Source organism: Sphingomonas silueang (assembly GCF_040049155.1).
Classification (GTDB): Bacteria; Pseudomonadota; Alphaproteobacteria; order Sphingomonadales; family Sphingomonadaceae; genus Sphingomonas; species Sphingomonas silueang.
In genome coordinates this window covers 61,091-87,494 of the sequence record NZ_JBDZDK010000014.1, presented here as the reverse complement: position 1 = coordinate 87,494, position 26,404 = coordinate 61,091, and the positions used below count along the sequence as shown (strand labels likewise).

20 protein-coding genes and 3 tRNA genes are annotated in these 26,404 nt (G+C 69.6%); 14 read left to right on the top strand and 9 right to left on the bottom strand.

The features are described 5' to 3' along the window. Positions 1 to 33: 33 nt before the first annotated feature. Both purU and ABLE43_RS14120 read right to left on the bottom strand, forming a co-directional pair. Positions 34 to 891, bottom strand: a complete 858-nt coding sequence (gene purU, locus ABLE43_RS14125; protein WP_348979082.1) for a formyltetrahydrofolate deformylase — start codon at positions 889 to 891, stop codon at positions 34 to 36. A gap of 38 nt (positions 892 to 929) precedes the next feature. After that, positions 930 to 1,003 (bottom strand) — tRNA-Cys (locus tag ABLE43_RS14120). A 172-nt stretch (positions 1,004 to 1,175) separates the two neighbouring features. On the opposite strand from ABLE43_RS14120, the gene ABLE43_RS14115 reads away from it, so the two are divergent. The 4 genes from ABLE43_RS14115 to ABLE43_RS14100 all read left to right on the top strand — a co-directional run bounded on the left by ABLE43_RS14115 (position 1,176) and on the right by ABLE43_RS14100 (position 7,010). Beyond that, positions 1,176 to 1,847, top strand: a complete 672-nt coding sequence (locus tag ABLE43_RS14115; protein ID WP_348979072.1) for a protein-L-isoaspartate O-methyltransferase family protein — start codon at positions 1,176 to 1,178, stop codon at positions 1,845 to 1,847. 11 nt (positions 1,848 to 1,858) lie between these two features. Then, entirely contained in the window at positions 1,859 to 3,430 is a 1,572-nt protein-coding gene (locus ABLE43_RS14110) for a TolC family outer membrane protein (protein WP_348979071.1), read from the top strand. Between the two features lie 63 nt (positions 3,431 to 3,493). Further along, the gene (locus ABLE43_RS14105; protein WP_348979070.1) at positions 3,494 to 3,997 is read left to right on the top strand and encodes a DUF2497 domain-containing protein; all 504 of its coding nucleotides are present in this window, start codon (positions 3,494 to 3,496) and stop codon (positions 3,995 to 3,997) included. Positions 3,998 to 4,334: 337 nt separating this feature from the next. Then, positions 4,335 to 7,010 carry a valine--tRNA ligase gene (locus ABLE43_RS14100; RefSeq protein WP_348979069.1) on the top strand — a complete coding sequence of 892 codons (2,676 nt, stop codon included), beginning with the start codon at positions 4,335 to 4,337 and terminating at the stop codon, positions 7,008 to 7,010. Between the two features lie 245 nt (positions 7,011 to 7,255). On the opposite strand, the gene ABLE43_RS14095 is transcribed toward ABLE43_RS14100, so the two are convergent. Continuing rightward, positions 7,256 to 8,143 (bottom strand): diacylglycerol/lipid kinase family protein, encoded by an 888-nt coding sequence (locus ABLE43_RS14095; protein ID WP_348979068.1) that lies wholly within the window; start codon positions 8,141 to 8,143, stop codon positions 7,256 to 7,258. Between the two features lie 82 nt (positions 8,144 to 8,225). Between ABLE43_RS14095 and hemB the strand changes: the two genes are divergently transcribed. Genes hemB through ABLE43_RS14080 form a run of 3 tightly spaced genes read left to right on the top strand, consistent with a single transcriptional unit; the run spans position 8,226 to position 11,937 of the window. Then, positions 8,226 to 9,212: a porphobilinogen synthase gene (gene hemB / locus ABLE43_RS14090; protein WP_348979067.1), complete on the top strand. Its 987-nt coding sequence runs from the start codon at positions 8,226 to 8,228 to the stop codon at positions 9,210 to 9,212. After that, complete coding sequence (locus tag ABLE43_RS14085) at positions 9,209 to 9,739, top strand: GNAT family N-acetyltransferase (RefSeq protein ID WP_348979066.1); 531 nt, start codon at positions 9,209 to 9,211, stop codon at positions 9,737 to 9,739. Before hemB ends, ABLE43_RS14085 begins: the two co-directional genes overlap by 4 nt. Positions 9,740 to 9,762: 23 nt before the next feature. Then, complete coding sequence (locus tag ABLE43_RS14080; RefSeq protein WP_348979081.1) at positions 9,763 to 11,937, top strand: spermidine synthase; 2,175 nt, start codon at positions 9,763 to 9,765, stop codon at positions 11,935 to 11,937. Between the two features lie 3 nt (positions 11,938 to 11,940). Here ABLE43_RS14080 and ABLE43_RS14075 read toward each other — a convergent pair whose 3' ends face one another. Then, entirely contained in the window at positions 11,941 to 12,429 is a 489-nt protein-coding gene (locus ABLE43_RS14075; RefSeq protein WP_348979065.1) for a hypothetical protein, read from the bottom strand. Between the two features lie 86 nt (positions 12,430 to 12,515). Here ABLE43_RS14075 and ABLE43_RS14070 point away from each other — a divergent pair. Together ABLE43_RS14070 and ABLE43_RS14065 are read left to right on the top strand one after the other, a co-directional pair. Then, a tRNA-Arg gene (locus tag ABLE43_RS14070) sits at positions 12,516 to 12,592 on the top strand. 43 nt (positions 12,593 to 12,635) lie between these two features. Beyond that, positions 12,636 to 12,712, top strand: a tRNA-Arg gene (locus tag ABLE43_RS14065). Between the two features lie 50 nt (positions 12,713 to 12,762). Here the strand turns inward: ABLE43_RS14065 and ABLE43_RS14060 are convergent. Genes ABLE43_RS14060 through ABLE43_RS14050 form a run of 3 tightly spaced genes read right to left on the bottom strand, consistent with a single transcriptional unit; the run spans position 12,763 to position 17,641 of the window. Then, positions 12,763 to 14,403 (bottom strand): glycoside hydrolase family 43 protein, encoded by a 1,641-nt coding sequence (locus ABLE43_RS14060; protein WP_348979064.1) that lies wholly within the window; start codon positions 14,401 to 14,403, stop codon positions 12,763 to 12,765. Beyond that, the gene (locus ABLE43_RS14055) at positions 14,400 to 15,740 is read right to left on the bottom strand and encodes a glycoside hydrolase family 27 protein (protein WP_348979063.1); all 1,341 of its coding nucleotides are present in this window, start codon (positions 15,738 to 15,740) and stop codon (positions 14,400 to 14,402) included. The genes ABLE43_RS14060 and ABLE43_RS14055 overlap by 4 nt, the downstream gene beginning before the upstream one ends. Next, the gene (locus tag ABLE43_RS14050; protein ID WP_425475274.1) at positions 15,737 to 17,641 is read right to left on the bottom strand and encodes an NPCBM/NEW2 domain-containing protein; all 1,905 of its coding nucleotides are present in this window, start codon (positions 17,639 to 17,641) and stop codon (positions 15,737 to 15,739) included. Before ABLE43_RS14050 ends, ABLE43_RS14055 begins: the two co-directional genes overlap by 4 nt. A 174-nt stretch (positions 17,642 to 17,815) precedes the next feature. Between ABLE43_RS14050 and ABLE43_RS14045 the strand changes: the two genes are divergently transcribed. After that, positions 17,816 to 19,774: a sialate O-acetylesterase gene (locus ABLE43_RS14045; RefSeq protein ID WP_348979062.1), complete on the top strand. Its 1,959-nt coding sequence runs from the start codon at positions 17,816 to 17,818 to the stop codon at positions 19,772 to 19,774. 164 nt (positions 19,775 to 19,938) lie between these two features. Here ABLE43_RS14045 and ABLE43_RS14040 read toward each other — a convergent pair whose 3' ends face one another. Next, entirely contained in the window at positions 19,939 to 20,568 is a 630-nt protein-coding gene (locus ABLE43_RS14040) for a DUF4198 domain-containing protein (RefSeq protein WP_348979061.1), read from the bottom strand. Between the two features lie 146 nt (positions 20,569 to 20,714). Between ABLE43_RS14040 and ABLE43_RS14035 the strand changes: the two genes are divergently transcribed. The 4 genes from ABLE43_RS14035 to ABLE43_RS14020 are packed head-to-tail and all read left to right on the top strand — an operon-like array spanning position 20,715 to position 25,088. Then, positions 20,715 to 22,952, top strand: a complete 2,238-nt coding sequence (locus ABLE43_RS14035; RefSeq protein WP_348979060.1) for a TonB-dependent siderophore receptor — start codon at positions 20,715 to 20,717, stop codon at positions 22,950 to 22,952. Next, a complete protein-coding gene (locus ABLE43_RS14030) occupies positions 22,949 to 23,263 on the top strand; it encodes a hypothetical protein (protein WP_348979059.1) in 315 nt (104 codons plus the stop codon). The genes ABLE43_RS14035 and ABLE43_RS14030 overlap by 4 nt, the downstream gene beginning before the upstream one ends. Then, on the top strand, positions 23,260 to 24,843 hold the full coding sequence (locus ABLE43_RS14025; RefSeq protein WP_348979058.1) for a PepSY-associated TM helix domain-containing protein: 1,584 nt from the start codon (positions 23,260 to 23,262) through the stop codon (positions 24,841 to 24,843). The genes ABLE43_RS14030 and ABLE43_RS14025 overlap by 4 nt, the downstream gene beginning before the upstream one ends. Beyond that, complete coding sequence (locus ABLE43_RS14020; RefSeq protein WP_348979057.1) at positions 24,840 to 25,088, top strand: DUF3325 family protein; 249 nt, start codon at positions 24,840 to 24,842, stop codon at positions 25,086 to 25,088. The genes ABLE43_RS14025 and ABLE43_RS14020 overlap by 4 nt, the downstream gene beginning before the upstream one ends. Here the strand turns inward: ABLE43_RS14020 and trmFO are convergent. Continuing rightward, complete coding sequence (trmFO, locus tag ABLE43_RS14015; RefSeq protein ID WP_348979056.1) at positions 25,075 to 26,397, bottom strand: methylenetetrahydrofolate--tRNA-(uracil(54)-C(5))-methyltransferase (FADH(2)-oxidizing) TrmFO; 1,323 nt, start codon at positions 26,395 to 26,397, stop codon at positions 25,075 to 25,077. The genes ABLE43_RS14020 and trmFO overlap by 14 nt on opposite strands. Positions 26,398 to 26,404 lie beyond the last annotated feature (7 nt).

Here is a 26,404-nt window from a genome sequence, read left to right as displayed (position 1 = left end):
TCCCTTGTCAGGGAGGGGAGCGATGCACGGCTGCTACCCGAACACCACCGTGCGGTGGCCGTTCAGGAACACCCGCCGCTCCGCGACCCAGCGGACCGCGCGGGCGAGCACCTGCGCCTCGATATCGCGGCCGATGCGGATCAGGTCGGCCTCGGTCGCGCGGTGGTCGACCCGCTCGACCGCCTGCTCGATGATCGGGCCTTCGTCGAGGTCGTGGGTGACATAGTGCGCCGTCGCGCCGATCAGCTTGACGCCACGGTCGTGCGCGCGGGCATAGGGACGGGCGCCCTTGAAGCTGGGCAGGAAGCTGTGGTGGATGTTGATGCACCGCCCCGACAGCGCGTGGGCGAGGGCGGGGCCAAGCACCTGCATGTAGCGGGCGAGCACCAGCAGGTCGGCGCCGCTGTCCTGCACCACCGCCAGCAGTGCCGCTTCCTGCGCGGCACGGTCGCCGTCCACGATCGGCAGGTGGTGATACGGCACGCCGTGCCATTCGGTCAGCGCGCGCAGGTGATCGTGGTTCGAGACGACCGCCACGATATCGACCGGCAGGTCGCCCGATTTCCAGCGGTGGAGCAGGTCGTTCAGGCAATGGCTGCCCTTCGACACCGCGATCACGATCCGCATCCGCGCGTCCGCCGGATCGATCGACCAGTCGAACCCGAAGCGTTCGGCGATCGGCGCGAACCCCGCGCGCAGGGTTTCGGTGGCGGTTGGAAAGGCGGGACCGGCACCGTGGAACGCCACGCGCAGGAAGAAGCGACCTGCCTCGAGGTCGGCATATTGCTGGCTGTCGAGGATGAACCCGTCGATCGCCGCCAGATGCCCGCTGACCGCCGCGACGATGCCGATCCGGTCGGCGCAGGACAGGGTGAGCACATGCGGCGGCATCACGTCCTGCCTTCCACCGGGATCGTCGGGAACCCGACTGGAGGCGCGACCGGGAATCGAACCCGGGTGCAAGGATTTGCAGTCCTCTGCGTCACCACTCCGCCATCGCGCCTCGATGTCGTGGGAGGCGGGCAATTGCGCGTACCGCCGCCGCCTGTCAACCGCGCATGCACAAAATATACGCCCCGCCTCGCTTGGCGAGCATGCCGCAGCGCGATAGACAGGCCCGAACCTGCGCGATGTGTATTGCGCACCTAAAACAGTTGTGCGACAGGATGGCCATCATGACCGAAGCGACCCGTTCCCCGTCCGAATTTGCCGCGATGCGCCACGCGATGGTCGTCAGCCAGCTGCGCACCAGCGCGGTGAGCGACCCGCGCGTGGTCGAGGCGATGGGCGACGTGCCGCGCGAGGCGTTCGTGCCCGCCGCACAGGCCGCCGTCGCCTATCGCGACGCGCCGCTGCCGCTGGGGGGCGGTCGCGCGGTCAATCCGCCGCTCATCACCGGGCGGCTGCTGACCGCCGCCGAGATATTGTCGAGCGACCGGCTGCTCGTGGTCGGCGCCGCGCGCGGCTATGCCGCCGCCGTCGCCGCGCGGCTGGCGGGATCGGTCGTCGCGCTCGAGGAGGATGCCGACATGGTCGCCGCCGCGCGCGACGCGATCGCCGATGCGAAGGTCACGCTGGTCGAGGGGCCGCTGAAGGACGGCTGGGCCGCCGCCGCGCCCTATGACGTGATCCTGATCGACGGCGCGGTCGAGACCGTGCCGCAGGCGATCGTCGACCAGCTGGCGCCGGGCGGGCGGCTCGTCACGGGCCTCGTCGACCGCGGCGTCACCCGGGTGGCGCTGGGGCGCCGGACCGAAGGCGGCTTCGGCCTCGTCGATTTCGCCGATCTCGACTGCGTGATCCTGCCGGGGTTCGCCCGGCCCAAGACGTTCCAGTTCGCAAGGTAGTAGGAAGCATGATGCGGGGGGGTAGATTCGCGGCGGGGGCCGCACTGGCTATGGTACTGGCGGCACCGGCAAGCGCCGAGACGCTGCGCGAGGCGCTGGCCCGGGCGTACGCCACCAACCCGCAGCTGACCGGGGCGCGCGCCAACCTGCGCGCCGCCGACGAGACGGTGCCGATCGCCCGGTCGCAGGGGCTGCCGCAGGTGACGGCGCAGGCGACCGCCACCGAACAGCTGCTCAACACCCAGACGCGCGGGCTTGCCCAGGCGCCGCGCATCGGCCAGGCGCAGGCGACCGCCTCGCTGCCGCTCTATGCCGGGGGTGCGGTGAAGAACGGCGTGCGCGCCGCCGACGCCCGCGTGGCGCAGGGCCGCGCCAGCCTGCGCAGTACCGAGGCCAATGTCTTCACCCAGGTCGTTGCGGCATACAACGATGTGCTGCGCGACGAGGCGATCGTGCGGCTGAACCAGCAGAACGTCAGCGTGCTGCAGGTCAACCTGCGCGCGTCGAACGACCGGTTCCAGGTGGGCGACCTGACCCGGACCGACGTGGCGCAGTCCGAGGCGCGGCTGGCGCAGGCGCAGGCGCAGTTGCAGCAGGCCGAGGCGAACCTCGTGACCAGCCGCGAGAATTATGTCGAGGTGACGGGCGCCCCCGCCGGGCGGCTCGATCCACCGCCGGGGCTGCCCAACCTGCCCGCCGATCCGAACGGCGCGGTGCGGGTGGCGGTGGCCAACAACCCCGCGCTGGTCGCGGCGCAGCGGGCGAGCGACGCGGCGGGGTTCGACGTGAAGGTCGCGCGCGCCGACCGGCTGCCGCAGGTGGGGGCGTTCGTCACCGGCAGCTACACCAGCTTCCTCGGTTCGGCGCAGTCGATCAACGGCATCGTGCTGCAACAGGACGGCGGGCAGGCGCAGGGCGGCGTGCGCATGACGCTGCCGCTGTATCAGGGCGGTCGCCCCGCCGCGCAGATCCGCCGGGCACAGGCGCTGGAGGGCGTCGCGATCGAGCAGGTCACGCAGACCGAGCGCGCGGTCGTCTCCGACGCGCGCTCCGCCTTTGCCGCGTGGCAGTCGGCGCTGCGGGTGATCCAGTCGTCCGAGGTGCAGATCGCCGCCAACAAGCTGTCGCTGGAGGGCGTGCGCGCCGAGAACAGCGTCGGTACCCGCACCATCCTCGACATTCTCGATGCCGAGCAGGAACTGCTGAACTCGCAGGTGCAGCTGGTGTCGGCCCGCCGCGACGCCTATGTCGCGGGCTTCGCGCTGCTGGCGGCGATGGGCCGGGCGGAGGCGCGCGACCTGGGGCTGGACGGCGGCGCGCTGTACGATCCGGTCGCGAACTATGACCGGGTACGGGGCAAGAGCTGGGACTGGAGCGACGATCCCGCGCCGGTGCCGGTGGCGCCGGGCACCGTCAACACGCCCGCGCAGACCCCGGTCGTGACGCGCGAGCTCGATCCCGCGTTGCAGCGCACCGCCAATCCCTATACCCCGACCGAAGGGCTCGACGCGCCGGACCGGCGGCGTGGGGCCGAAGGGGCGGCAGCGGGCGTTGACACGTCGACTCCCAGGCCCGACAACTGATCGTTCTAACAGGGTAGTACAGGCATGAGGGTCGCGATGGGGGATGTCGGAGCGGAGACGTCGATGGAAGACATTCTGTCCTCGATCAAGCGCATCATCGCCGAGGAAGGCGACGGATCGGCGCAGGCGCTGCGCGGGCGCAAGGCGATCCGCCCGAGCACGCGCGACATCGACGACCGCGACGACATCCTCGAGCTGAACCACAGCGTCGCCGCGCCGCCGCCGCCCGCGCCGGTCGAGGCACCGCGGGTCGAGCCGGTCCGTGCCGAAGCGCCGCCTGCCGAGCCGGTGGCGGTCGCCCCGCCCGAGCCTGCGCCGGTTCCGCCCGCGCCCGCCCCGCGCGTGGACGCCGCGATCGTCTCCGAGCGTGCCGCCGAAGCGAGCCGGGGCGCGCTCGACCAGCTGTCGCGGATGCTGGTGAAGCCCGAGACGCCGGGCGCCGATTCGCTCGAAGGGCTGGTGCGCGAGATGCTCCGCCCGATGCTGCGCGACTGGCTCGACGCCAAGCTGCCCGGCATCGTCGAGGAAATGGTGGCGAAGGAAATCGCGCGCATCAGCGGGCGTTGAGGCTGGCGTCACGTCGGTCAGGAAAGAAGGTTTTTCACGCGAAGACGCGAAGAAGGGCCGGAAGATAGATTTTCGCGCAGAGGCGCAGAGGGCGCAGAGGCGTTGCTCGCGCTGCCGCCGCAGCCTGTCCGGCGCAGCCTCTGACATCATGGTTGCCGGTTTGGACAAGGCCGCTGGCGCGCCAGGCGGTTGCGGCGACCGCATCCTCTCTGCGCCTCTGCGTCTCTGCGCGAAAACTTCCTGCTTCTTCGCGTCTTCGCGCCTTCGCGTGAACCAACCTACTTCGCCACCCCCGCGCCCCTTGCAAGACCGCACCATCCGCGCCATGCGGCAGGGCATGAGCGAACTGCCCAAGACCTTCGACCCCGCCGCCATCGAGGCGCGCTGGTATCCGCATTGGGAACAGGCCGGCCTGTTCCGTCCCGAACGCCCGGGTGCGCAGCCATGGACGATCGTGAACCCGCCGCCCAACGTGACGGGCAGCCTGCACATCGGCCATGCGCTGGACAACACGCTCCAGGACATCCTCGTCCGCCATGCGCGGTTGCAGGGCAAGGACGCGCGCTGGGTGGTCGGCACCGACCATGCGGGCATCGCGACGCAGATGGTGGTCGAGCGCAAGATGGCGGCCGACGGGCAGCAGCGCACCGACTTCGCCCGCGACGATTTCGTCGCCAAGGTGTGGGAATGGAAGGCCGAATCCGGCGGCACGATCACCGGGCAGCTGCGGCGGCTGGGCTGTTCGATGGACTGGGCCAACGAACGCTTCACCATGGACGAGGGCTTCACCGCCGCCGTCCTGAAAGTGTTCGTGCAGCTCTATCGCGAGGGGCTGCTGTACCGCGACAAGCGGCTGGTGAACTGGGACCCCGGCCTCGGCACCGCGATCAGCGATCTGGAGGTCGAGACGCGCGAGGTGCAGGGCAGTTTCTGGCAGCTGCGCTACCCGCTGGCGGACGGCAGCGGCTTCATCGAGGTCGCGACGACGCGGCCCGAGACGATGCTGGCCGACATGGCGGTGGCGGTGCATCCGACCGACGAACGCTATGCGGCAGTGGTCGGCAAGCAGGTGCGGCTGCCGATCACCGGGCGGCTCATTCCGATCGTCGCGGACGAGCATGCCGACCCCGAACTGGGGTCGGGCGCGGTCAAGATCACGCCGGGGCACGACTTCAACGACTTCGAGGTCGGCAAGCGCGCCGGGTTCCGGGCGGCGGACATGCTCAACATGCTCGATGCCGAGGCGCGGGTGTGCCAGACGGCGGACGGGCTGATCCCGGCGGAATATGTCGGGATGGAACGCTTCACTGCGCGCAAGGCGGTGGTCGCGGCGCTGAAGGAACAGGGGTTCCTCGTGCCGTACGTCGACAAGGACGGCGCGGAGCACGACGCCGAGCCGCGCAAGATCCAGACGCCCTATGGCGACCGCTCGGGCGTGGTGATCGAGCCGTGGCTGACCGACCAATGGTATGTCGACGCGGCGACGCTGGCGAAACCGGCGATCGAGGCGGTGCGATCGGGCGCGGTCAAGATCGTGCCCAAGTCGTGGGAAAAGACGTACTTCAACTGGATGGAGAACATCCAGCCGTGGTGCGTCTCGCGCCAGCTGTGGTGGGGGCATCGCATCCCGGCGTGGTTCGCCGACGACGGGCGGGTGTTCGTCGCCGAAACCTATGCCGAGGCCCAGGCCGAGGCGGGCGAGGGCGTCGTGCTGCGGCAGGACGAGGATGTGCTCGATACGTGGTTCTCTTCCGCGCTGTGGCCGTTCGCGACGCTGGGGTGGCCGGAGAACGGCGATCCGACGCTCGGCGGGCGCTACAGCAACGACGTGCTGATCTCCGGGTTCGACATCCTGTTCTTCTGGGATGCGCGGATGCTGATGCAGGGCTTGCACTTCATGAAAGAAGTGCCGTTCAAGACCTTGTATCTCCACGGCCTCGTCCGCGCCGCGGACGGCGCGAAGATGTCCAAGTCCAAAGGCAATACCGTCGATCCGCTGGGGCTGATCGATGCGTACGGCGCCGATGCGCTGCGCTTCTTCATGGCGGCGATGGAGAGCCAGGGCCGCGACATCAAGATGGATGAGAAGCGGGTCGAGGGCTATCGCAACTTCGCGACCAAGCTGTGGAACGCCGCACGCTTCGCCCAGGCCAACGGGATCGGCGCGTCGGCCACGCTGGAGCCGCCGACGGCCGAGCTGGCGGTCAACCGCTGGATCGTCGCCGAGACGATCGAGACGGTGCAGGCACTGGACCTCGCACTCGCCGACCTGCGCTTCGACGGGGCGGCGAACACCGTCTATCAGTTCGTGTGGAGTCGGTTCTGCGACTGGTATCTCGAACTCATCAAGCCGGTGTTGCAGGGCGGGACCGAAGGCGGGGAGGAGACGCGCGCGGTCGCGGGCTGGGTGCTCGACCAGATCCTCGTGATGCTCCACCCGTTCATGCCGTTCATCACCGAGGAACTGTGGCACGCGCTCGGAGAGCGGTCGAACGACCTGATCGTCGCGCGCTGGCCGATGGCGGATGCGCGGGCGATCGATCCGGCGGCACGGGCCGAGATCGACTGGCTGATCCGGCTGGTGAGCGAAATCCGCGCGGCGCGGACCGAACTGAACGTGCCGCCCGGCGCGCGGCTGCCGCTGTATGTCCGCGATGCGTCGGCGGAAACGGTCGCGCGGCTGGACGCGCAGGCGGCGGTGCTGGCGCGGCTTGCCCGCGTCGACCGGGCGGACGGCGAGGCACCGGCGGGCGGCGCGCTCCAGATCGTGGTCGACGAGGCGACCTTCGTCCTGCCGCTGGGTGAGGTGATCGACCTCGACGCCGAACGCGCCCGCCTGACCAAGGCGATCGCGGCGACCGAGAAGGAGCGCGACGCGCTGGCCGGGCGGCTCAGCAATGCGAGCTTCGTCGAGCGGGCCAAGCCGGAAGCGGTGGAGAAGGCGCGCGCGGATCATGCCGACAAGATGGCCGAGGCCGCGCGGCTGCATGCGGCACTGGGGCGATTGGGGTAGCGTTCGTCGATCCGGCGGCGGGAGTTCGGATGCGCTGGTCTGACGGCAGGATGCGCAGCCGTTGCGTATATGGATTCCCGCCTTCGCGGGAATGACGGGGATTTGTGGGACGCAACCCCCACCCGGTCCTTCCCGTCATTCCGGCGCAGGCCGGAATCCATTGTGTCGGGTGCTCGCGATGGACGTGCTGCCGTCGCCCCGTCCATGGATTCCGGCCTTCGCCGGAATGACGAAGGGAGCGGCAACTACCGCGCGTCGGCCGGCGCGATCACCTCGATGATGCCTGCCGCGATCTTGGCGGTCGCGGGGGTTTTCGCCAGCACCTCGCCGTCGATCGAGATCGGGAGCGGCGGGACGGTTTCGATCCGCAGTTCCTTGCCGTGGAACGACACGGTATCCACCCGCCGCGAATCGAGCCGGAAGAAGCCCGCCGCCCAGTTGCGCACGAGGCTGCGCTTGCCCTTGCCGGTCACGACCTGGACGATGATCTCGCCGCTGTCGAGCCGCGCTTCCTCGACCAGTTCGGTGCCGCCGTGGAAGCGCCCGTTCGAGACGCGCACCTCGGTCGCCATCAGCCGCTGGCGGAAATCGCCGTTGGTGACGATCAGCTCGAACGGCTCGAAGCGAAGGAACTGGAGCGAGGCCCATGTCAGATAGCCGACCCGTCCGAACACGCGCTTGACCCCGTGCGGAATGGTCTGCGCGATCAGCGGCGACAGGCCGATCGCCGCGCAATTCGCGTAATAGTCGCCGTCGATCATGCCGAGGTCGATCCGCCGCGGCACGCCGGTGCGCAGCACGTCCACCGCGCCGGGAATGTCGAGCGGGATGCCGAGCGTGCGGCAGAAGCTGTTGGCGGTGCCGAACGGCAGCACGCCCAGCATCACGTCATGTCCCAGCAGATAATCGACGAGGCTGCTGATCGTCCCGTCGCCGCCGCCGAGCACCACGAGGTCGGGCTTGCGCGACAGCGCCTCCTTCAGCCGGGGGACGAGCTGTTCCGGGTCTTCCACCGCATGCGCGTCCACCTCGAACGGCAGGCCGCGCATGGCGGCACAGGCCTCGGCGAACTGCGCCTGGCCTTTGCGCGACTTCGCGTTGACGATCATGGCGGCGGATCGGATCGGCTTCATGCGTTCGGTAACGCTCCGTAACGAAAATCGACGCAACGACTTTCGGTTGATCCGGCATGGCGCATGGCCCACAAGTCGCCCCATGTCCGCCGCTTATCCCGCGCTTCGCCTGCGCCGCACCCGCGCGTCCGACTGGAGCCGCCGCCTCCATGCCGAAACGCAGCTTACCCCCGCCGACCTGATCTGGCCGCTGTTCGTGACCGAGGGCGAGGATACGCCGGTCGCGCAGCTGCCGGGCGTCACCCGCTGGACGTTGCCGTCGCTCGTCCAGCGGGCGCGGGAGGCGCGTGACCTGGGCATCCCGGTGCTGGCGCTGTTCCCCAATACGCCGCGCGAGCTGCGCAGCGACGACGGGGCGGAGGCCTATAATCCCGACAATCTGATGTGCCGCGCGATCCGCGCGATCAAGGATGCGGTGCCCGACATCGGCGTGCTGACCGACGTGGCGCTCGACCCCTATACCACCCACGGCCATGACGGGATCGTGGACGATACGGGCTATGTGCTCAACGACGTGACGGCGGACGCGCTGGTGCGGCAGGCGCTGGTACAGGCCGAAGCGGGCAGCGACATCATCGCCCCGTCGGACATGATGGACGGGCGCATCGGACGCATCCGGCATGCGCTGGAGGGCGGCGGCCATATCAATGTGCAGATCATGGCCTATGCCGCGAAGTACGCCAGCGCCTTCTATGGCCCGTTCCGCGACGCGGTGGGGACGCACGGGCTGCTGAAGGGCGACAAGAAGACCTATCAGATGGACCCGGCCAATCACGAGGAGGCGCTGCGCGAGGTCGCGCTCGACCTGGCGGAAGGGGCGGACAGCGTGATGGTGAAGCCGGGGCTGCCCTATCTCGACATCGTGACGCGGGTGAAGGCCGAGTTCCGCGTGCCCGTCTTCGCCTATCAGGTGTCGGGCGAATATGCGATGATCGAGGCCACGGCGGCGGTCGGCGCGGGGGATCGCGACGCGCTGGTGCTGGAAACGCTGATGGCGTTCCGGCGCGCCGGGGCGAGCGGGGTGCTGACCTATCATGCGGCGCATGCGGCGCGATTGCTCGCATCGTGATCGACACCGAACGGCTGACCTTACGCCGCTGGGAAGAGCGCGATCGCCCGATATTGTATCGCCACTGCGCCGACCCGGAGGTGATGCGGCATTTTCCCGCGCTGCTGACGCCCGCGGAGGTGGATGCGGCGATCGAGCGGCAGAACGGGTTCCTCGCGACCCACGGCTATTGCTTCTGGGTGGTCGAGGCGCGGGCGAGTGGCGAGATGATCGGCTTCTGCGGCCTGAAGCCCGGTGCCGAGGGAACCCCGCTGGAAGGATCGGTCGAGATCGGCTGGCGCTTCGGCAAGGAGCATTGGGGGCAGGGCTTCGCGCGCGAGGCGGCGGAGGCGAGCCTCGCATGGGGGTTCGGCAACCTCGACGTGCCGCGGATCGGCGCGATCACCGGCCCGGCCAATACCCGTAGCTGGGGGCTGATGGAGCGGATCGGCATGACCCGTTCGCTGCACGAGGATTTCGACCACCCCGCCGTCCCCGACGATAGCCCGCTCAAGCGCCACATCACCTACTGGATCGCGCGCAGGTGACCGCTTCGCAGCGGACGGCGGGGATGCCGGTGCGGATGACCTATGTCGTCGCGATCCTGACCGGATCGTTCCTGCTGTTCCTCGTCCAGCCGATGGTCGCGCGCATGGCGTTGCCGCAGCTGGGCGGTGCGCCCGCCGTGTGGAACTCGGCGATGCTGGTGTATCAGGCGCTGCTGCTCGGCGGATACGGCTATGCCCACCTCCTCGGCAAGCTGCCGCCCAAGGCGCAGGCGATCGTCCATGTCGCGCTGCTGCTGGCCGCCGCCGCATGGCTGCCGATCGGGGTGATCGCGGGACAGGTGCCCGCGGGCGCGGAGCCTGCGCTGTGGACGCCGTGGCTGCTCGCCGCGTCGATCGGGCCGCTGTTCTTCGCGGTATCGGCGCAGGCCCCGCTGCTGCAACGCTGGTTCGCCTTTGCCTGTCCGGGGCGCGATCCCTATGCGCTCTATGCCGCGTCGAACGTCGGCAGCTTCGCCGGGCTGATCGCCTATCCGCTGCTGGTCGAGCCGCTGCTGTCGCTCCGCGCGCAGAGCTGGGGCTGGAGTTTCGGCTATGGCGCGCTGTTGCTGCTGGTCGTCGCCTGCGGCTGGCTGCTGCCGATCCGGCGGGCGGAGGCGGCGGCGGTGGTCGCCGATCCCGGCCCTGCGCCGGGGCTGCTGCGGGTGCTGCACTGGATCCTGCTGGCGCTGGTGCCGTCGGGGCTGATGCTGGCGACGACGACGTTCCTGACGACCGATATCGTCGCGGTACCGCTGCTGTGGGTGCTGCCGCTCGGCCTGTATCTGCTGAGCTTCACCGTCGCCTTCGCCGACCGGCGCGGGCCGACCGATGCGATCACCCGCTATGCGCCGATCACGATCATGGTGTTCGGGGGGATGATGATCGCCGGGCATCATCAGTTCCCGCTGCTCAACGCGCTGGCGGCGCTGCTGCTGCTGTTCGCGGTGTCGGTGTCGCTGCATGGCCGGATGTACGCGCTGCGCCCGGTTCCGGCGCGGCTGACCGGCTTCTATCTGGCGATGTCGGTCGGGGGTGCGCTGGGCGGCGTGTTCGCCGGACTGGTCGCGCCGGTGGTGTTCGACTGGACCTATGAATATCCGTTGCTGATCCTTGCCGCCGGGCTGCTCGCGCCGTTGCCGTTCCTGCTGCCGGTGATGCGGCGGCTGTGGCAGGCGCGGCGACGGGCGCTGACGGTCGCGGCGACGGTGGCGGTGGCGATGCTCGTCTCGCTGGGACTCCAGAGTCCCGGCGGGGTGCTGGGCGACAGGCCCGATGCCGTCGCCTTCTTCGGGATCGTCGCCGTCGGGCTGTTCGCGATCGGGGCGCGGTTGCCCTATATGGTCGCGCTGGCGGCGGCGTTGTTCGTGTTCGGCGGCCAACGCGCGATCGAGCTGTCGCTGGAGCCGGGCGCCCGGACGCGGAGCTATTTCGGCGTCTATACCATCGGCCACGGCAACGGCGTGCGTGAGTTGCAGCACGGCACCACGCTGCACGGCATCCAGCTGACCGGCAGTCCGGCGCGCGAGCGGACGCCGACGACCTATTACGTGCCCCAGTCGGGGGTGGGCGAGGCGCTGATGGCCGTGCCCGCGCTCTACGGTGCGAAGGCGCGGATCGGCGTGGTGGGCCTGGGGACCGGCACGCTTGCCTGCTACGCCAAGCCGGGGCAGCGCTGGCGCTTCTACGAGATCGATCCGGTGGTCGTGCGGATCGCGCGCGATTCCGGGGCGTTCACCTTCCTCGGCAACTGCCTGCCCGGTGCCGACATCGTGATGGGCGACGCGCGGCTGAGTCTGACCGCGCAACCCTCGGACAGCCTCGACCTGCTGGTGCTCGACGCCTTTTCGTCGGACGCGGTGCCGATGCACCTGATGACGCGCGAGGCGTTCGCGACCTATCGCCGGGTGCTGGGCGAACGCGGCCTGCTGCTGGTCCACATCTCCAACCGCTACCTCGATCTCGGGCCGGTGGTGGCGGCGACGGCGGGAGGATGGATGGCGGCGAGCCTCGGCTACCAGCCGCCGCGCGAGAGCGACCGGGAGAGCGGATCGGAATGGATCGCGCTCACCCCCGATCCCGAGGTGCTCGCCCGGCTGATCGACGCGGGCGGCGACTGGGTGCCGCTGCCGCCATCGGATGCCTCGCCGTGGACCGATGATTATGCGTCGATCCTGCCGGTGCTGCGCGCGCTCAGGTAACGCCTAGCGCAGCGTCGCCGACAGTGCGGCGATGGTCGCGCGTTGGGCGGCGGCGGCCTTCGTCGCGCGGTCGCCGGCGGCGTCGAGCGCGGGATAGGGCGGCTGTCCCGCCGCAGCGCGGTCGATCGCCATGCGTTCGAGGTCGGCGACCGGGATGTCGATTCCGGTGCGCGCGACGTCCAGCTTCGCCAGCGCGACCTGTGCCGCCAGCCATTGCTCGCTGCCCTCCGCCGCGCCGCGCGCGCTGCGGACGGCGGGGCGGGCGGCGGCGACGGCGGCGTCGAACTGCCGGATCGCGGCGTCCAGCGCGCCGACCGCCTTCGCGATGCGCGCGTCGAGGCCTGCGTCGGGCGTGGCGACCGGCACCGGGCGCACCGGCTCGGCAAGGCTGATGTTCTCGATCGGCCGCGGCAGCAGCGAGGGATAGTCGCCCGCCGGGGCGACACAGGCCGACAGGGCGAGCAGGACGGGCAGGGCGGGGGCGCGCTTCATGGATCGCACCGATAGTTTGGGAAAAAAATTGACACAACGGGCTTGCCAGCCCGCGCGCCCCCCTCTAACAGCCAGCCCTCCACAGCGCACCCGTAGCTCAGCTGGATAGAGCATCAGACTACGAATCTGAGGGTCGGACGTTCGAATCGTTCCGGGTGCGCCAGTGGAGCAGCAGGTCGTCGGCTTCCAGCCGGTGGATCGCATGTGCACCCGTAGCTCAGCTGGATAGAGCATCAGACTACGAATCTGAGGGTCGGACGTTCGAATCGTTCCGGGTGCGCCATGGAAAGCCCCGCCAGGTCAAGCGACCCGGCGGGGCTTTTCTGTTCGGGCTCAGCGGCGCCAGCTGTAGGGGCCGATCACCGTGCCGGTGAAGCCGCCCGCGTCATGGGTGCTGAGGAACCGCGCGTCCACGCCTTCCGCCAGCGTCGCGCTGCGTCCGTCGACCCGATAGTCGAATCCCATGCGGTCGCGATCGATGCGCAGGGTGAGCGTCACCGGGCCGTCCGCCGTCAGCGGCGCGCTGGCGACGAGGCGTTCGTCGCCCTTGGCGCGGGTGTAGAGCGCGATCGCCGTGCGGCCCGCGATGCGGGTGAGGCCGAAGAACAGATAGCTCGCATCGCTCTGGATCGCGGCCAGCCCGGCGCGATCGTCGTCTGCCTCGGGCACGAAGCGCAGCGTGGTGTGGACGGTGGCGACGGCGTGCTGCTGTCGCCGCCCGACGAACCCCGGCACGCCCGACTGGTCGCCGAGCGGTGCGCCGCCGTCGAGGATCAACTCGCCGTCCTTCAGATGGTAGAAGGGCCGGGTCGGATTGCGCAGCCCGATCCATCCGAGGTCCAGACTGCGCCCGTCGAAGCGATCGACATAGCCGAAATCGCCGCTGGTCGGCTGGCGCGGGGCGGCTCCCCGGGGCAGGCGCGGGGCGGGCAGGGCGGTCGGGATCGCCTGTCCCTTGGGGAGGATCACCGGCCATCCGTCCTGCCAGCGCACCGGCAGCAGGAACGTCTCGCGCCCGGTATTGTAATAGTCCCCGGCATAGGGCCGCACGGCGAGGAAGGTCGCCCACCAGTCGCCGCGCTGCGTCTGCACCAGCTTGGCATGGCCCGCCGAGGTGATCGGGTGCGGGCGGTCGTCGGACAGGTCGCGCTGGGTCAGGATCGGGTTGGCGGGATCGGGCAGGTACGGGCCGAGCAGGGTGCGGGCGCGCAGCGCGACCTGCGAATGGTGGACGCTGGTGCCGCCCTCCGCCGCCAGCAGATAATACCAGCCGTCCTTCTTCAGGATATGCGGCCCCTCAATCCACACCGGGTTGCGCGCCGGATCGACGCCGCCGTCGAGTAGCAGCGTCGCGTCGCCGACCATCCGCCCGGCGCGCCAGTCATATTCCTGGATCCAGATCGCGCGGTGCCCGTCGTAGCGCGGCGGCCCCGGCGGCGCGCGGTTGTTGACGATCCACGCGCGGTCGCCCTCCCAGTGGATCGACGGATCGATCCCCTCGAACGGCAGCCAGACCGGATCGGACCATGGCCCGCGCGGGTCCTTCGCGGTGATGACGAAATTGCCGCCGCATTCGACGCAGGTGTTGGCGATGTAGAAGGTACCGGCGTGCCACGAGATGTCGGGGGCGAACACCCCCTGCGACGCGCGCCGCCCGGCGAGGTTCAGCTGCGTCGGCCGGTCGATCGCATTGGCGATCTGTGTCCAGTGGATCAGGTCGCGCGAATGGAAGATCGGAATGCCGGGGAAATGCGCGAAGGACGACAGCGCGAGATAATAGTCCTCGCCGACCCGCAGCACCGACGGATCGGGATAATAGCCCGACAGGATGGGGTTGGCATATTCCCCCGCCTTCGGTTTTGCCGCGCCCGGCGAGCGGCCCTGATAGGCGAAGTCGGCGAAGCGGGCGGGTTCGCCGGTCGCGGCGGTCAGCGTGAACAGCGCGAGCGCGGCGGCGATGCGCGGGGCGATCATGCCGCGCGCACCCGGTACAGCGCGGCACCGTGCGGCGGCAGGTCGGCCTCGATCCGCCCCGTCACCGATCCGAGGTCGCGACGATCCCACAGGTCGCGCACGCGCAGCGGGCCGCTGCGGCCGATCCAGCGCGGGTCCAGCCCGACGCGCTTCGCCTTGTCGGTCGGATTGAACAGCGCGACATAGGCGTCGCCGCCGGGCGCTACGGCGGTCCAGCAGCGCATGCCGTCTTCGACATGCAGCGGGCGGTTGCCGCTGCTCGCCTGGTTGACCGCGATCACTTCCGGATTGGTCAGCAGCGCATGGGTCGCATCGTCGAGATGGCGCAGGTCGCCGCCCATGATGAGCGGCGAGCGCGCGATCGACCACAGAGTCATCAGCGTGCGCTGTTCGGCGGGCGTGAACCTAGTGTCGCGCTGCCCCAGCGCCAGCCGCCCCAGCGGCAGCATGTCGGCATCGGGCCAGTGGCCGGGCCCGGCATGGCGCTGCCAATTCTCCAGCCGGACGAACTGCGCATCGAGCAGCGGCCATTCGTCCCAGAAATCGTCGCTGATCCGCCACATCTGGGCATGGCGCTTCACATGATCGGCGTTGGCCAGCGGCGTCTCGCCCGGCGACAGGCTCAGCAGGATCGGGCGACCGGTGCGGCGGATCGCGGTCGCCGCCGCCTCGATCTCGGGCGCGTGCGCGTCATAGGGGCGGCTCATGTCGTCCATCTTGACCAGGTCGACGCCCCAGTCGGCATATTGCGCGAACACGCTGTCGTAATAGGCCTGCGCACCCGCGCGACGCATGTCGACGCCGTACATGTCGCTGTTCCACGAACAGATGCTGCCGGTGTCGGCGATGTCGCGCGCGCGGACGTTCGTGCCGAACACGGGCAGGTTGCGGCGCACCGCCTCACGCGGGATGCCGCGCATCAGGTGGATGCCGAACTTCAGCCCCATGGCATGGACCGCATCGGCGATCGTACGGAACCCCTTGCCGTCGGCAGCCGAGGGAAAGCGCTTCGGATCGGGCTGCAACCGGCCATGCGCATCGAGCACCGGCACCGCATCGGCGCGATAGGCATAGCCGGTCGCGCCGGGTTCGTACCATTGGATGTCGATCGTGAAGATCGAATAGCCCGCGCTCAGCAACCGGTCGCGCTGGATGCGTGCGGTTTCCAGTGCCTGCACCTCGGTAATGGTGGTGGCGAAACTGTTCCAGCTGTTCCAGCCCATCGGCGGGGTCGATGCAAGCGGCGGATCGGCGGGGAGGGCAAGCGCGGCGGAGGCGGCTACGGGCGCGATACCCGCCGCCGCCAGCAGCGCGCGGCGCGAGAGGGCGGCGCTCATCGGTCGAGCAACGCCGCATCGGCCCATACCACCGGATCGGACAGGCGCGCGCCCGTCCGCCCCTCAGCGACCAGTTCGATCAGCTTCACGCCCGCCACCGCCGCCGTGATCGGCACCGCCGCCTCGCCGAAGCGCATCGGTTTCGATTCCGCCAGCAGCCTGCCGTCGCCATAGACGCGGAACGTCACCGGATCGCCGCGATCGCGCGCGCTGTCGTCGATACCGACTTGCGCCACGAAACGGCGGGCGGTGCCGCCGCGCACCTCGATCCGCGAATTGGCGAGCACGCCGATCCCGGTGTCGTAGCGCTTGCCCGCCACCTCCAGCGTCTCGCCATAGGGGGTCATGTCCGCCTGCGCGCCGCCCCATCCGGCATAGCGTGGTCGCTCGCCCGGCCCGCGCGTGCCGTTCCAGTGGAGCACGCCGCGATGGATCAGCGGCTCGTGTTCGGGCACGACCACGCCGTCGACCGCCGGGTTCACCCGTCCCGGCATTTCGCTGAGGTACAGCCCGTCCGCCAGCCGCCGCTGGCCGCGCACGCGGAACGCCAGCGTCTCGCGGGCGGCGAGGGTGAACTTGCGCTCGCCGCGAAAGCGGGTCGCGGTGCCGCGCCACAGGTCGGTCAGGTCGATATCGGCATCGGCCAGCAGCTTGAGATGTTCGGCGGTCAGCACCGCCTCGACCGGCTGGTCGCGCCGGTTGAGGATCGCTGCCGCCTTGGTCCCGTCGGCCAGCGTCTTGACGAATATCTGCACGTCGTCGGAATCGAACGCCAGCACCGCCTGGTTGCCCGCCGCATCCTGGTTGAGCGCGATGACGCCTGCGTTGCCGAGGATCGCCATCAGCTCCGGCCCGGCCTTGCGCAGGTCATAGCCGATGAGGAGGGGCGCATTGACCATCGCCCAGAGGGTGAAGTGCGAGCGCGCCTCGGTCAGGTGGTTCGCATCGAAATCGCCGGTGCCGACGAACAGCATGTCGGGATCGTTCCACGACCCCGGATGGGCGTAGAGCGGACGGCGGGCGGTGCTGTCGAGATTGTGCAGCATCCGTGTCCACGACGGGGTGATATCCTCGCTCGTGCGCGACGTGCCGCCGAGGAACCGTCCCCATGACCGCACGTCCGCCGCCCCCCACAGGCAGATCGACAGGATATAGTCGCCGTCCGGATTGTGCCGCCGGAGCGCCGCCGAGACATCGGCGTAGAGGCTGCGCGTCGTGGCGATGTCGGTCCGTGCGATCTTGTCGGGATCGACCAGCGGGGTCAGCGCGCGGTGGCGACCGCTCCGGACCAGCGGGCTGTCGGGGCCGAGCGCGCGGATGCCGCAGCCGTCGACCTTGATATAGTCGAAGCCCCATTCGGCGAAATAGGTGCGGATATCGCCGTCGACATGGCCGTAGAGGCCGATCTCGCGCTCGGCGACGCTGCCGACCGGCTGGTTCGGCGCGTTCGACGCGAAAATCTGTCCGCAGCTGTTGCGCCCGATATCGCTGTAGATGCCCGCCTTGAACCCCATGGCGTGCAGCCGGTCGGTCAGCGGGCGGAAGCTGGTGTCGCCGTTGGCGGTCACGGCGGAGGGGAAGTTCGCGGTGCGGATCAGCACCCGCCCGTCGCCGGCGCGGCGTTGCAGCCACCAGCCGTCGTCGATGTTGATGTAGCGATAGCCCTTCGCCGCCAGCCCCGAATCGGCGATGATCCGCGCTGAGGCGATCAGCTTGTCCTCGTCGATATCGGTGTGGAACGCATTCCAGCTGTTCCACCCCATCGGCGGCAGCGCCGCACGGCCTGCGGTATTGGCGCTCCACCGGCCGGTCGGGACCAGCCCCTGCGCCCCCGCCGCCATCGGCCATGCGCACGCCGCCGCCAGCGCGGCATGCCGCAGTCGAACCGCCCATCGTGCCATGGCCGTCGCTCCCCCCGTTCCGGCATGTCGCCGTGGTTATTTTGTCGGACTATTGCCCGGTTCGCCGAGCGTCAACGCGCTTTTGCCGATCGACCCCTATCGCGCTCGCGAGCGGAGCAAGGCATAAGCCGATGCCGTGATAACGTTGTCGGTTTCGACTCGGGGGAGAGGATGATGGGAGCGCTACACGCGATGCGGGCGGTGGTTTCCGCCGCGGCGCTGGCGACGGGGATGTCGACGCTGGCGCAGGAGCCCGGCACGCGGTTCGGCAATATCTTTGCCGATCACGCGGTGGTGCAGCGCGACCGGCCGATCGCGCTGTGGGGCAGGGGCGCGCCGGACAGCGACGTGACCGTGCAGCTGGGCGACACGCGGATGGTGGTGCGGGTGGGCAGCGACGGCAACTGGCGCGCCAGCCTGCCCCCGCGACCGGCGGGCGGCCCCTATACCCTGTCGGTGACGGGCCGGGACGGCTATCAGACGCTCGGCGACATCATGGTCGGCGACGTGTTCCTGTGCGGCGGCCAGTCGAACATGGAGTTCAAGGTGTCGGCCTCGACCAACGCATGGGGCAATGTGCGGTCGTCGGACGATCCCGACCTGCGCTTCGTGGTGATCGACGATGCCAATCGCCCCACGGTCGCCAAAGACCTCGACGCGCGCGCGAAATGGGCGCGGGTGTCGCCGGAGACGGTCGGCGACGCCTCGGCGGTCTGCTATTACATGGCGCGCGAACTGCGGAAGAGCGAGAAGGTGCCGATCGGCTTCATCTCGTCCGAATGGGGCGGCACCAGGATCGAAAGCTGGATCAGCGCGCCGTCGCTCACCACCCTGCCGCACTATCGGGACGGCGTGGCGGCGGTGGCGCAATATGCCCGCGATCCGGTGGCCGCGGTGCGCGCCGACGGCGAGCGGCGCGAGGCATGGTGGCGCGCCAACGATCCCGCTGCCGCTGCGCAGGTCGCGTGGCGGACCGAGAACTTCGACGACCGGGCGTGGCCGACGATCCGGGACACCGGCTGGCGCACCGCAGGGATCGCCGACCTCGCCGAGTTCCAGGGCGCGATGTGGCTGCGCACCACCATCGACCTTACGGCGGAGCAGGCCGCGGCGGCGACGGCGCTGCGGCTGGGGCCGATCGACGAGTTCGACGAAAGCTATGTCAACGGCAGCTATGTCGGCGGGGGCAGCGTGGGCTGGGCGTGGCGGCGCTATCCGCTGACGCCGGGGCGGCTGCATGCCGGGCGCAACGTGGTGGCGATCCGGGTGCTGGGCGGCGCGAACGGCGGCGGCTTCACCAGCCCGGCGCCGCGCGGGGTGGAACTGGCCGACGGCAGCGTCGTGCCGTTCGGCGGCACCTGGCGCTATGCGAAGGGCACGGCGATGACCGGCAAGACCATCGCCCCCCCGCCATGGGATACGCCCAACAGCCTGACCACGCTGTACAACGGCATGATCGCGCCGTTCGCCGGGTACGGCCTGAAGCTGGCGGCATGGTATCAGGGCGAGGCGAATGCGACCGAGGCGGCGGAATATCGCACGCTGCTGCCGCTGCTGATGGCCGACTGGCGGCGGACGTTCGCGAACCCGACCCTGCCGTTCTTCTTGGTGCAACTCACGTCGTGGAAGACGGCGATGACCGTGCCCGGCCAGTCGGGCTGGGCCGAACTGCGCCAGGCGCAGGCGGAGTCGGTTGCCGCCGATGCCCATGCCGGACTGGCGGTGACGCTGGACGTCGGCGACCGGTTCGACATCCATCCGACGCAGAAGACCGTGGTCGGCGAGCGGCTGGCGCGGCTGGCCAAGGTGATCGCCTATGGCCACCCCGGCCTGCGCAGCGGCCCGGAGGCGGTGGCCGTGACCCGGCAGGGCGGCGATCTGGTGGTGCGATACCGCAATGTCACCGGCGGGCTGCACGGCTATAGCGCGAACCAGGCGATCGGGTTCGAGACCTGCGTCGGCGAGACGTGCAGCTATGCCCCGGCAGTGCCGCAGGGCGATGCGGTGCTGCTGACGGGCGCGAACCGGCCCGGCGTGACGCGGGTGCGCTATGCCTGGGCCGATGCGCCGTTCGTCAATCTGTTCGACGGCGCGGACCTGCCCGCCGCGCCCTTCGTGCTGCCGGTGCGGTAGGGGGCGGATGGGCGCCTAAGATCGGAACGGCACCGAGAACGTCTCGCTATCGTACCCCGGCGAAGGCCGGGGTCCAGTCGGGAAACCTCGGCGAGATGCGGAGACGCTGTTCCAACTGGGCCCCGGCCTTCGCCGGGGTACGAAGGGGACGTTTTCGTCCGCCCCTACCCCGCGACGAAACTGGTCGTCGCGGTGTGGTAAATCTTGGACACCGGCCCGGCGGGCGTCGTCAGCTGGCCGGTTTCCTCGCTGGTGGCGCTGAGCAGATAGCGGCCGGGGCCGCGCACCGGCACGGTGATGGCGCCGTCGGGACCGGCGGTCAGCACCCTGGTCCATTTGTCCGGCGAGACGATCGTCACCTTCGTGTTCGGCACGGGCTTGCCGCCGCGCATCAGCGCGAACCGGTCGCCGCCCGCACGCAGCGGCGCGATCTCATAGGCCATGCGCGTGACCGGCTCGGCGCGACCGGCGCGGGCGTAGTAGACTACGGCTTCCTTCGCGCCCGCTTCTCCCCATGGTGCGAACACGCTGTCGTCGGTCACGCGCACGTCGCCCGTGCCCGGCACGGCGGCGACGAGGTGGCCCGCGCGCCGTTCGGTCGCGATGCCCTCCGCGCCGAGGATCTTCGGCTTCACCAGCCGATGGAATTCGGGGTCGCCGCCCGGCGGCAGCGGCTCGGCCGGTTCGCCGAGATAGATGCGTACCGGCCCGGACGAATCGCGTTCGACCCATATTTCATGGGCTTGCGCCGTCGTCGGCAGCATGAGGGCGAGCAGCAGGGCGAAACGTCGCATATCCATCTCCCGATCGCAGGCGCAGGACCGCCCGCCGTGCGCCAACCATAGTAAGATTGAGAATAATTCGCAACAACGTTGCATCATCCGGAAGTTGGCGATAGACGCAGCTCATATTGAGAGTGAATCGCATGACAGGGGGAATGATGGCGCGTTGGAACCGATCGACGGCGATGGCGGCAAGCCTCGTCGCAATGACGGCGGCGCCGGTTGCATGGGCCGAGCCGGTGGTCGAGACGACGGCGGAAGCCGAGGACGCCGAGCAGCGCGGCGACGAGATCATCGTCGTCGGCAAGAGTTACGGCCAGGCGGTCGGCAAGACGGTCACGCCGCTGAAGGACGTGCCCAACACCATCACCGTGATCGATCAGGAGCAGTTGCAGCAGCGCAACCTGTTCACCCTCGAGGACGCGCTGACCGTCACCAACGGCGTGACCATCACCGGCGTTGGCAGCGAGGACCCATCGTTCCTGTCGCGCGGCTTCACCATCAACAATTATCTGGTCGACGGCGTGCCGACCTTGGGCTTCGGCTTTCCGGCGGTGGTGCCCGACCTGTTCCTCTATGACCGGGTGGAGGTGCTGCGCGGTCCCGCCGGGCTGTTCAGCGGGGCGGGCAATCCGGCGGGCAGCATCAATCTGGTGCGCAAGCGGCCGTTCGACGATCGCCGGATCAGCGCGCTTGCCGGGTACGGCAGCTATGCCAACCTGCGCGGCGAGCTGGACGTATCGACCCCGCTCGACGATCGCTCGGGCGTCCGGCTGGGCGCGTTCGTCCATGACCAGGACCAGTTCTTCGACATCGCCCACCGCTATCGCTTCGGCGCGTTCGGCGTGGCGGATACCGAGATCGGCGACCGGACGACGATCACCGTCGGCGGCAACTATGAGTTGTTCAAGCCCGCGATCCAGTCCGGCCTGCCCGGCATCATCGGCGGCACCGACGGCAGCGAGGGGCGGCTGCTCGACATCGACCGCGCGACCTATCTCGGGGCGGACTGGAACCGGTTCCGTTCGGAAAGCTGGTCGGGCTTCGTCGAGGTGGCGCACCGCATGTCGGACCGCTGGACGCTGCGCGCTACGGGCCTGCTCTCCGACGTCGATCGCATCGACGTGTACAGCTATATCGGCAACCAGCCGATCACCCCGACCAACGGGGTGACGAGCCATATCGCCTATCGCGGCGACACCACGCTCAAGACCCGCGCGTTCGACTTCAACGGCGTGGGCAGCTTTCCCGCATTCGGCCGCGACCAGACGCTGATCCTCGGCACCGATTACCAGGCGAGTTCGGCGACGTCGGACTTCACCCGCCTGTCCAACTATGCCCGGATCGACGTGTACAATCCGGTGTCGCCCGCCGAGCCGCCGCTGAACCCCTATGGCCCGCTGCCCGCCTATGCCGGACCGGCGGGGCCGGTGACGCAGGTCTATGGCGGGTCGGAAACCGAGGTGGAGCAATATGGCATATACGGCCAGATGCGGCTCAGCCCGCTGGCCGGGCTGACGCTGGTCGGCGGCGGGCGGATGACGTGGTGGGACACGACGCTCACCACCACCCGCGTCGCCAGCGGCACGATCGGCCTGCCGACGCGCTACAGCTTCGACGGGCGCTTCACCCCCTATGCCGGGGTGGTGTGGGACGTGACCGGCGACCTGAACGTCTATGCGAGCTATGCCGACAGCTTCACGCCGCAGGCCCCGCCGGTCGGGCGGGTCCGCCCCGACGGCGGGGCGATCCAGCCGTTGCTGGGCGAGCAATATGAGGTCGGCACCAAGCTGTCGCTGATGGACAAGCGGCTGCTGCTGTCGGCGGCGCTGTACCAGATCACCCAGACCAACCGGCTCATCAACGATCCCAACGAACCGACGATCGTGTTCCAGACCGGCAAGGTCCGCGCGCGCGGGATCGAGGCGGAGGCGAGCGGCGAGATATTGCCCGGCTGGCGGATCAACGGCGGCTACAGCTATACGCTGACCGAATATCTGGCGGATGCCAATCCGGTGCTGGAAGGGATCAGCCTGTTGCCGGTGATCCCCGATCACATGGTCAAGCTGTTCACCAACTATGCGCCCGCCGACGGGCCGCTGGCAGGCTTCAGCGCCGGTGCGGGCGTGACGTGGTTCAACGATACGTGGAGCGGCAGCCCGGCGGTGTTCAACGCCAACGGCACGCTGCGCACCCGGTCGACGGTGGTGCGGCAGGGAGCCTATGCCGCCGCCGACCTGCGCGCGGGATACCGGCTGACCGAGCAGCTGTCGCTGGCGGTGAACGTCAACAACCTGTTCGACCGCGAATATTATGCGCGCATCTCCTCGACCGGGCGCGGCAATTACTACGGCAGCCCGCGCACCGTGTTCGCCAGCGTGCGGCTGACGCTGTGACCAGCCGCGAACAGGCGCGGGCGGTCGCGTGGCGGCGGGCGACCGACAATCTGCTGCGCATCGTCGCGGCGATGCCGGTCGGCTATGCCGTCGCCAGCCTGTGGGCGATGGCGCTGGCGCGCATCCTGCCGGGCGACCGGTCGGCGGCGACGGTGTGGGCGACGCTGATCGCGTTCGCAGTCTGTGCGGTGGCGGTCATGTGGGCCTATGCCGCGCGCAGCGGATGGCGGGCGCTGTGGACGCTGCTGGTGGCAGGCGGCGTGGGCGGAGCCATCGCATGGGGATCGATCGCCATCGGAGGACGGCTGTGAGCAAGGGGTTCCGCCAGTCGCAATCGACGCTGCACACCTGGTCGGGACTGCTGCTCGGCTGGGTGCTGTTCGCGGTGTTCGTGGCGGGCACCGCCGCCTATTGGCGCGAGGCGCTCAATCGCTGGGCCCGGCCCGAACTGCCGCGGATCGAACGGGTCGAGCCGGTGGTGGCGGGCGCCGTCGCGTTCCTCCGGCGGACCGCGCCCGATGCGCAGAGCTGGTTCATCACCGTGCCGACGCAGCAGAGCGCGGGCGCGACGGTGTTCTGGGTACCCGCCGCCAGGGATGGCGAGAAGCCCCGCCGTCGCGGGCGGCGCGACACCACCGCCTTCATCGGCGCGGACGGGCAGGTCGGCACCGCGCGCGAGACGCGCGGCGGCGACTTCTTCTACCGCTTCCATTTCGACCTGCATTACATGCCGGTGTTCTGGGCGCGCTGGATCGTCGGCATCGCCGCGATGTTCATGCTGGTTGCGATCCTGACCGGGATCGTGACGCACAAGAAGATCTTCAGGGATTTCTTCACCCTGCGCCGGGGCAAGGGGCAGCGGTCGTGGCTCGACGGGCATAATGCCAGCGCGGTGCTGGCGCTGCCGTTCCACCTGATGATTACCTACACCGGCCTCGTCACGCTGATGGCGATGCTGATGCCATGGGCGGTGACGGCGAACTACGGCGACGAGGCGAAGCTGTTCGAGCGGGTGTTCCCGCAGGCCCCGGTGGCGGAGCGGGCGAATGTCCCCAGGCCGCTGGTCGATGTCGCCGCGCTGCTGCGCGACGGCGAGGCGCGGCTGGGCGGCGAGGTCGGCTATGTCACCGTGTTCAATCCCGGCGACGCGGCGGCGCGGATCACGATGACGCGCGGCGGCACGTCGATGCTGTCCGCACGCAGCCCCGCGATCGGCTATGACGGGACGACCGGCAGGCTGTTGTGGGCCGCACCCGCCCCGAACGGCGCGGTGGTGACGCAGGGGGCGATGGTCGGGCTGCACGCCGGGCGGTTCGGCGACTATCCGCTGCGCTGGCTCTATTTCCTGTGCGGGATCGCGGGATCGCTGATGGTGGCGAGCGGGCTGGTGCTGTGGAGCGTCAAGCGGCGCGAGCGGCTGCCCGATCCGGCGAAGCCCCCGTTCGGCTTCCGGCTGGTCGAGCGGCTCAACATCGGCTTCGTCGCCGGTTTCCCGATCGCGATGACGCTGTATCTATGGGCCAACCGCCTGTTGCCGCACGACATGGCCAAACGCGCCGACGGGGAGATCGACGCGATGTTCATCGGCTGGGCGATCGTGTTCGCATATGCCCTGACCCGCAGGCCCGCACGGGCGTGGGTCGAGCTGCTCGCGCTCGAGGCGGCGTTGCTGCTCGCGCTGCCGCTCTACAACATCGTGGCGCTGCCGACCGGCCTGTTCGCCAGCATCGCGCGGGGCGACTGGGTGCTTGCCGGGGCCGACCTCACGCTGCTGGCGCTGGGCGGCGGCTTCGGTTTCGCCGCGTGGCGGGTGCATCGCTTCCGCCCGAAGGCGCGTCGACAGCGCAGCGTACCCGCCATCACCCCCGACGCATGGGCAGCGGCCGAATGATCGTGATCGCACTCCTCGCCGCCGTCATCGGCTTCGCGCTGCTGGCGCTCGCCACCCACCGGCATGGCGACCGGCTGCCGGGCAAGCGCGCATGGCGGCGACCGGCGGGCTGGGCGCTGATCGCGCTGTCGTTCGGTGCGGCCTTTGCCGGATGGGGGCCGGTCTATGGCGCGATCGGCGGCATGGGGCTGTTGATGCTGGGCGCGGGCGTCAACCTGCTCGCGCTCAACCTCACGCGGCGTTGAGTGCCGCCCAGTCGGCAAAGGCCTCGCGCGCGCGGGCGGTGTAGAGCTTCTTGCGATCCGCCTTCCTCGTGCGACCGGGGATGGGGGGCATCAGCCCGAAATTGACGTTCATCGGCTGATAGGTTTCCGCCACCGCCGCGCCGGTGATATGGTGGAGCAGTGCGCCCAGCGCCGTCTCGACCGGCGGAGGCGCGATCGTCCGCCCCGCCAGTTCGGCGGCGGCGAAGCGCCCGGCCATCAGCCCGACCGCGGCGCTTTCGACATAGCCCTCGCACCCGGTCATCTGCCCCGCGAAGCGCAGGTGCGGGCGGCTTTTCAGCCGCAGCGTCGGGTCGAGCAATTCGGGCGAGCGGATGAAGGTGTTGCGGTGCAAGCCCCCCAGCCGCGCGAACTCGGCATTCTCGAGTCCGGGGATGGTGCGGAACAGGCGGACCTGTTCGCCATGCTTGAGCTTGGTCTGGAAGCCGACGATGTTCCACAGGGTGCCGCTGGCATTGTCCTGCCTGAGCTGCACCACCGCATGCGGCCAGCGCCCGGTGCGCGGATCGTCGAGGCCGACCGGCTTCATCGGCCCGAAGCGCAGCGTATCCAGCCCGCGCTCGGCCATCACCTCGATCGGCATGCAGCCCTCGAAATAGGGGACGTTCTCCCACTCGCGGAACTCGGCCTTCTCGCCCGCGATCAGCCCGGCATGGAAGGCCTCATATTGTTCGCGGTTCATCGCGCAGTTGATGTAGTCTTTCCCGTCGCCCTTGTTCCAGCGCGACTGGAACCACGCCTGTTCCATGTCGATCGAATCGAAATGGACGATCGGCGCGATGGCGTCGAAGAAGGCGAGCGCCTCCGCGCCGGTCGCTCCGCCGATGTCCCCGGCCAGCGCTGGCGCGGTGAGCGGGCCGGTGGCGACGATCGTCGTGCCGTGGTCGGGCAGGGAATCGACTCGCTCGCGCACGATGGTGATGTTGGGGTGGTTCTCCAGTGCCGCCGTGACTGCCGCCGAGAAGCCGTCGCGATCGACCGCGAGCGCCGATCCGGCGGGCACCTTGTGTTCGTCGCCCTTGGCCATGATGAGCGAGCCGAGCGCGCGCATCTCGGCATGGAGCAGCCCGACCGCGTTCGATTCGGCATCGTCGGAGCGGAAGCTGTTCGAGCAGACCAGTTCGGCAAGGTCATCGCCCTGGTGCGCGGGCGTGCTGTCGCCGCTGCCGCGCATCTCGGACAGGCGGACCTTCACCCCGGCCTGCGCCAGCTGCCACGCCGCTTCCGATCCGGCGAGGCCGCCGCCGATAATATGTACGTCGTATTCCATCCGCGCC

Bases quoted from the DNA above. Each gene is read 5' to 3' on its own strand.
- purU (WP_348979082.1), bottom strand. From the start codon at position 891: ATGCCGCCGCATGTGCTCACCCTGTCCTGCGCCGACCGGATCGGCATC.
- ABLE43_RS14115 (WP_348979072.1), top strand. From the start codon at position 1,176: ATGACCGAAGCGACCCGTTCCCCGTCCGAATTTGCCGCGATGCGCCAC.
- ABLE43_RS14110 (WP_348979071.1), top strand. From the start codon at position 1,859: ATGCGGGGGGGTAGATTCGCGGCGGGGGCCGCACTGGCTATGGTACTG.
- ABLE43_RS14105 (WP_348979070.1), top strand. From the start codon at position 3,494: ATGGAAGACATTCTGTCCTCGATCAAGCGCATCATCGCCGAGGAAGGC.
- ABLE43_RS14100 (WP_348979069.1), top strand. From the start codon at position 4,335: ATGAGCGAACTGCCCAAGACCTTCGACCCCGCCGCCATCGAGGCGCGC.
- ABLE43_RS14095 (WP_348979068.1), bottom strand. From the start codon at position 8,143: ATGAAGCCGATCCGATCCGCCGCCATGATCGTCAACGCGAAGTCGCGC.
- hemB (WP_348979067.1), top strand. From the start codon at position 8,226: ATGTCCGCCGCTTATCCCGCGCTTCGCCTGCGCCGCACCCGCGCGTCC.
- ABLE43_RS14080 (WP_348979081.1), top strand. From the start codon at position 9,763: ATGCCGGTGCGGATGACCTATGTCGTCGCGATCCTGACCGGATCGTTC.
- ABLE43_RS14075 (WP_348979065.1), bottom strand. From the start codon at position 12,429: ATGAAGCGCGCCCCCGCCCTGCCCGTCCTGCTCGCCCTGTCGGCCTGT.
- ABLE43_RS14060 (WP_348979064.1), bottom strand. From the start codon at position 14,403: ATGATCGCCCCGCGCATCGCCGCCGCGCTCGCGCTGTTCACGCTGACC.
- ABLE43_RS14055 (WP_348979063.1), bottom strand. From the start codon at position 15,740: ATGAGCGCCGCCCTCTCGCGCCGCGCGCTGCTGGCGGCGGCGGGTATC.
- ABLE43_RS14050 (WP_425475274.1), bottom strand. From the start codon at position 17,641: ATGGCACGATGGGCGGTTCGACTGCGGCATGCCGCGCTGGCGGCGGCG.
- ABLE43_RS14045 (WP_348979062.1), top strand. From the start codon at position 17,816: ATGGGAGCGCTACACGCGATGCGGGCGGTGGTTTCCGCCGCGGCGCTG.
- ABLE43_RS14040 (WP_348979061.1), bottom strand. From the start codon at position 20,568: ATGCGACGTTTCGCCCTGCTGCTCGCCCTCATGCTGCCGACGACGGCG.
- ABLE43_RS14035 (WP_348979060.1), top strand. From the start codon at position 20,715: ATGGCGCGTTGGAACCGATCGACGGCGATGGCGGCAAGCCTCGTCGCA.
- ABLE43_RS14020 (WP_348979057.1), top strand. From the start codon at position 24,840: ATGATCGTGATCGCACTCCTCGCCGCCGTCATCGGCTTCGCGCTGCTG.
- trmFO (WP_348979056.1), bottom strand. From the start codon at position 26,397: ATGGAATACGACGTACATATTATCGGCGGCGGCCTCGCCGGATCGGAA.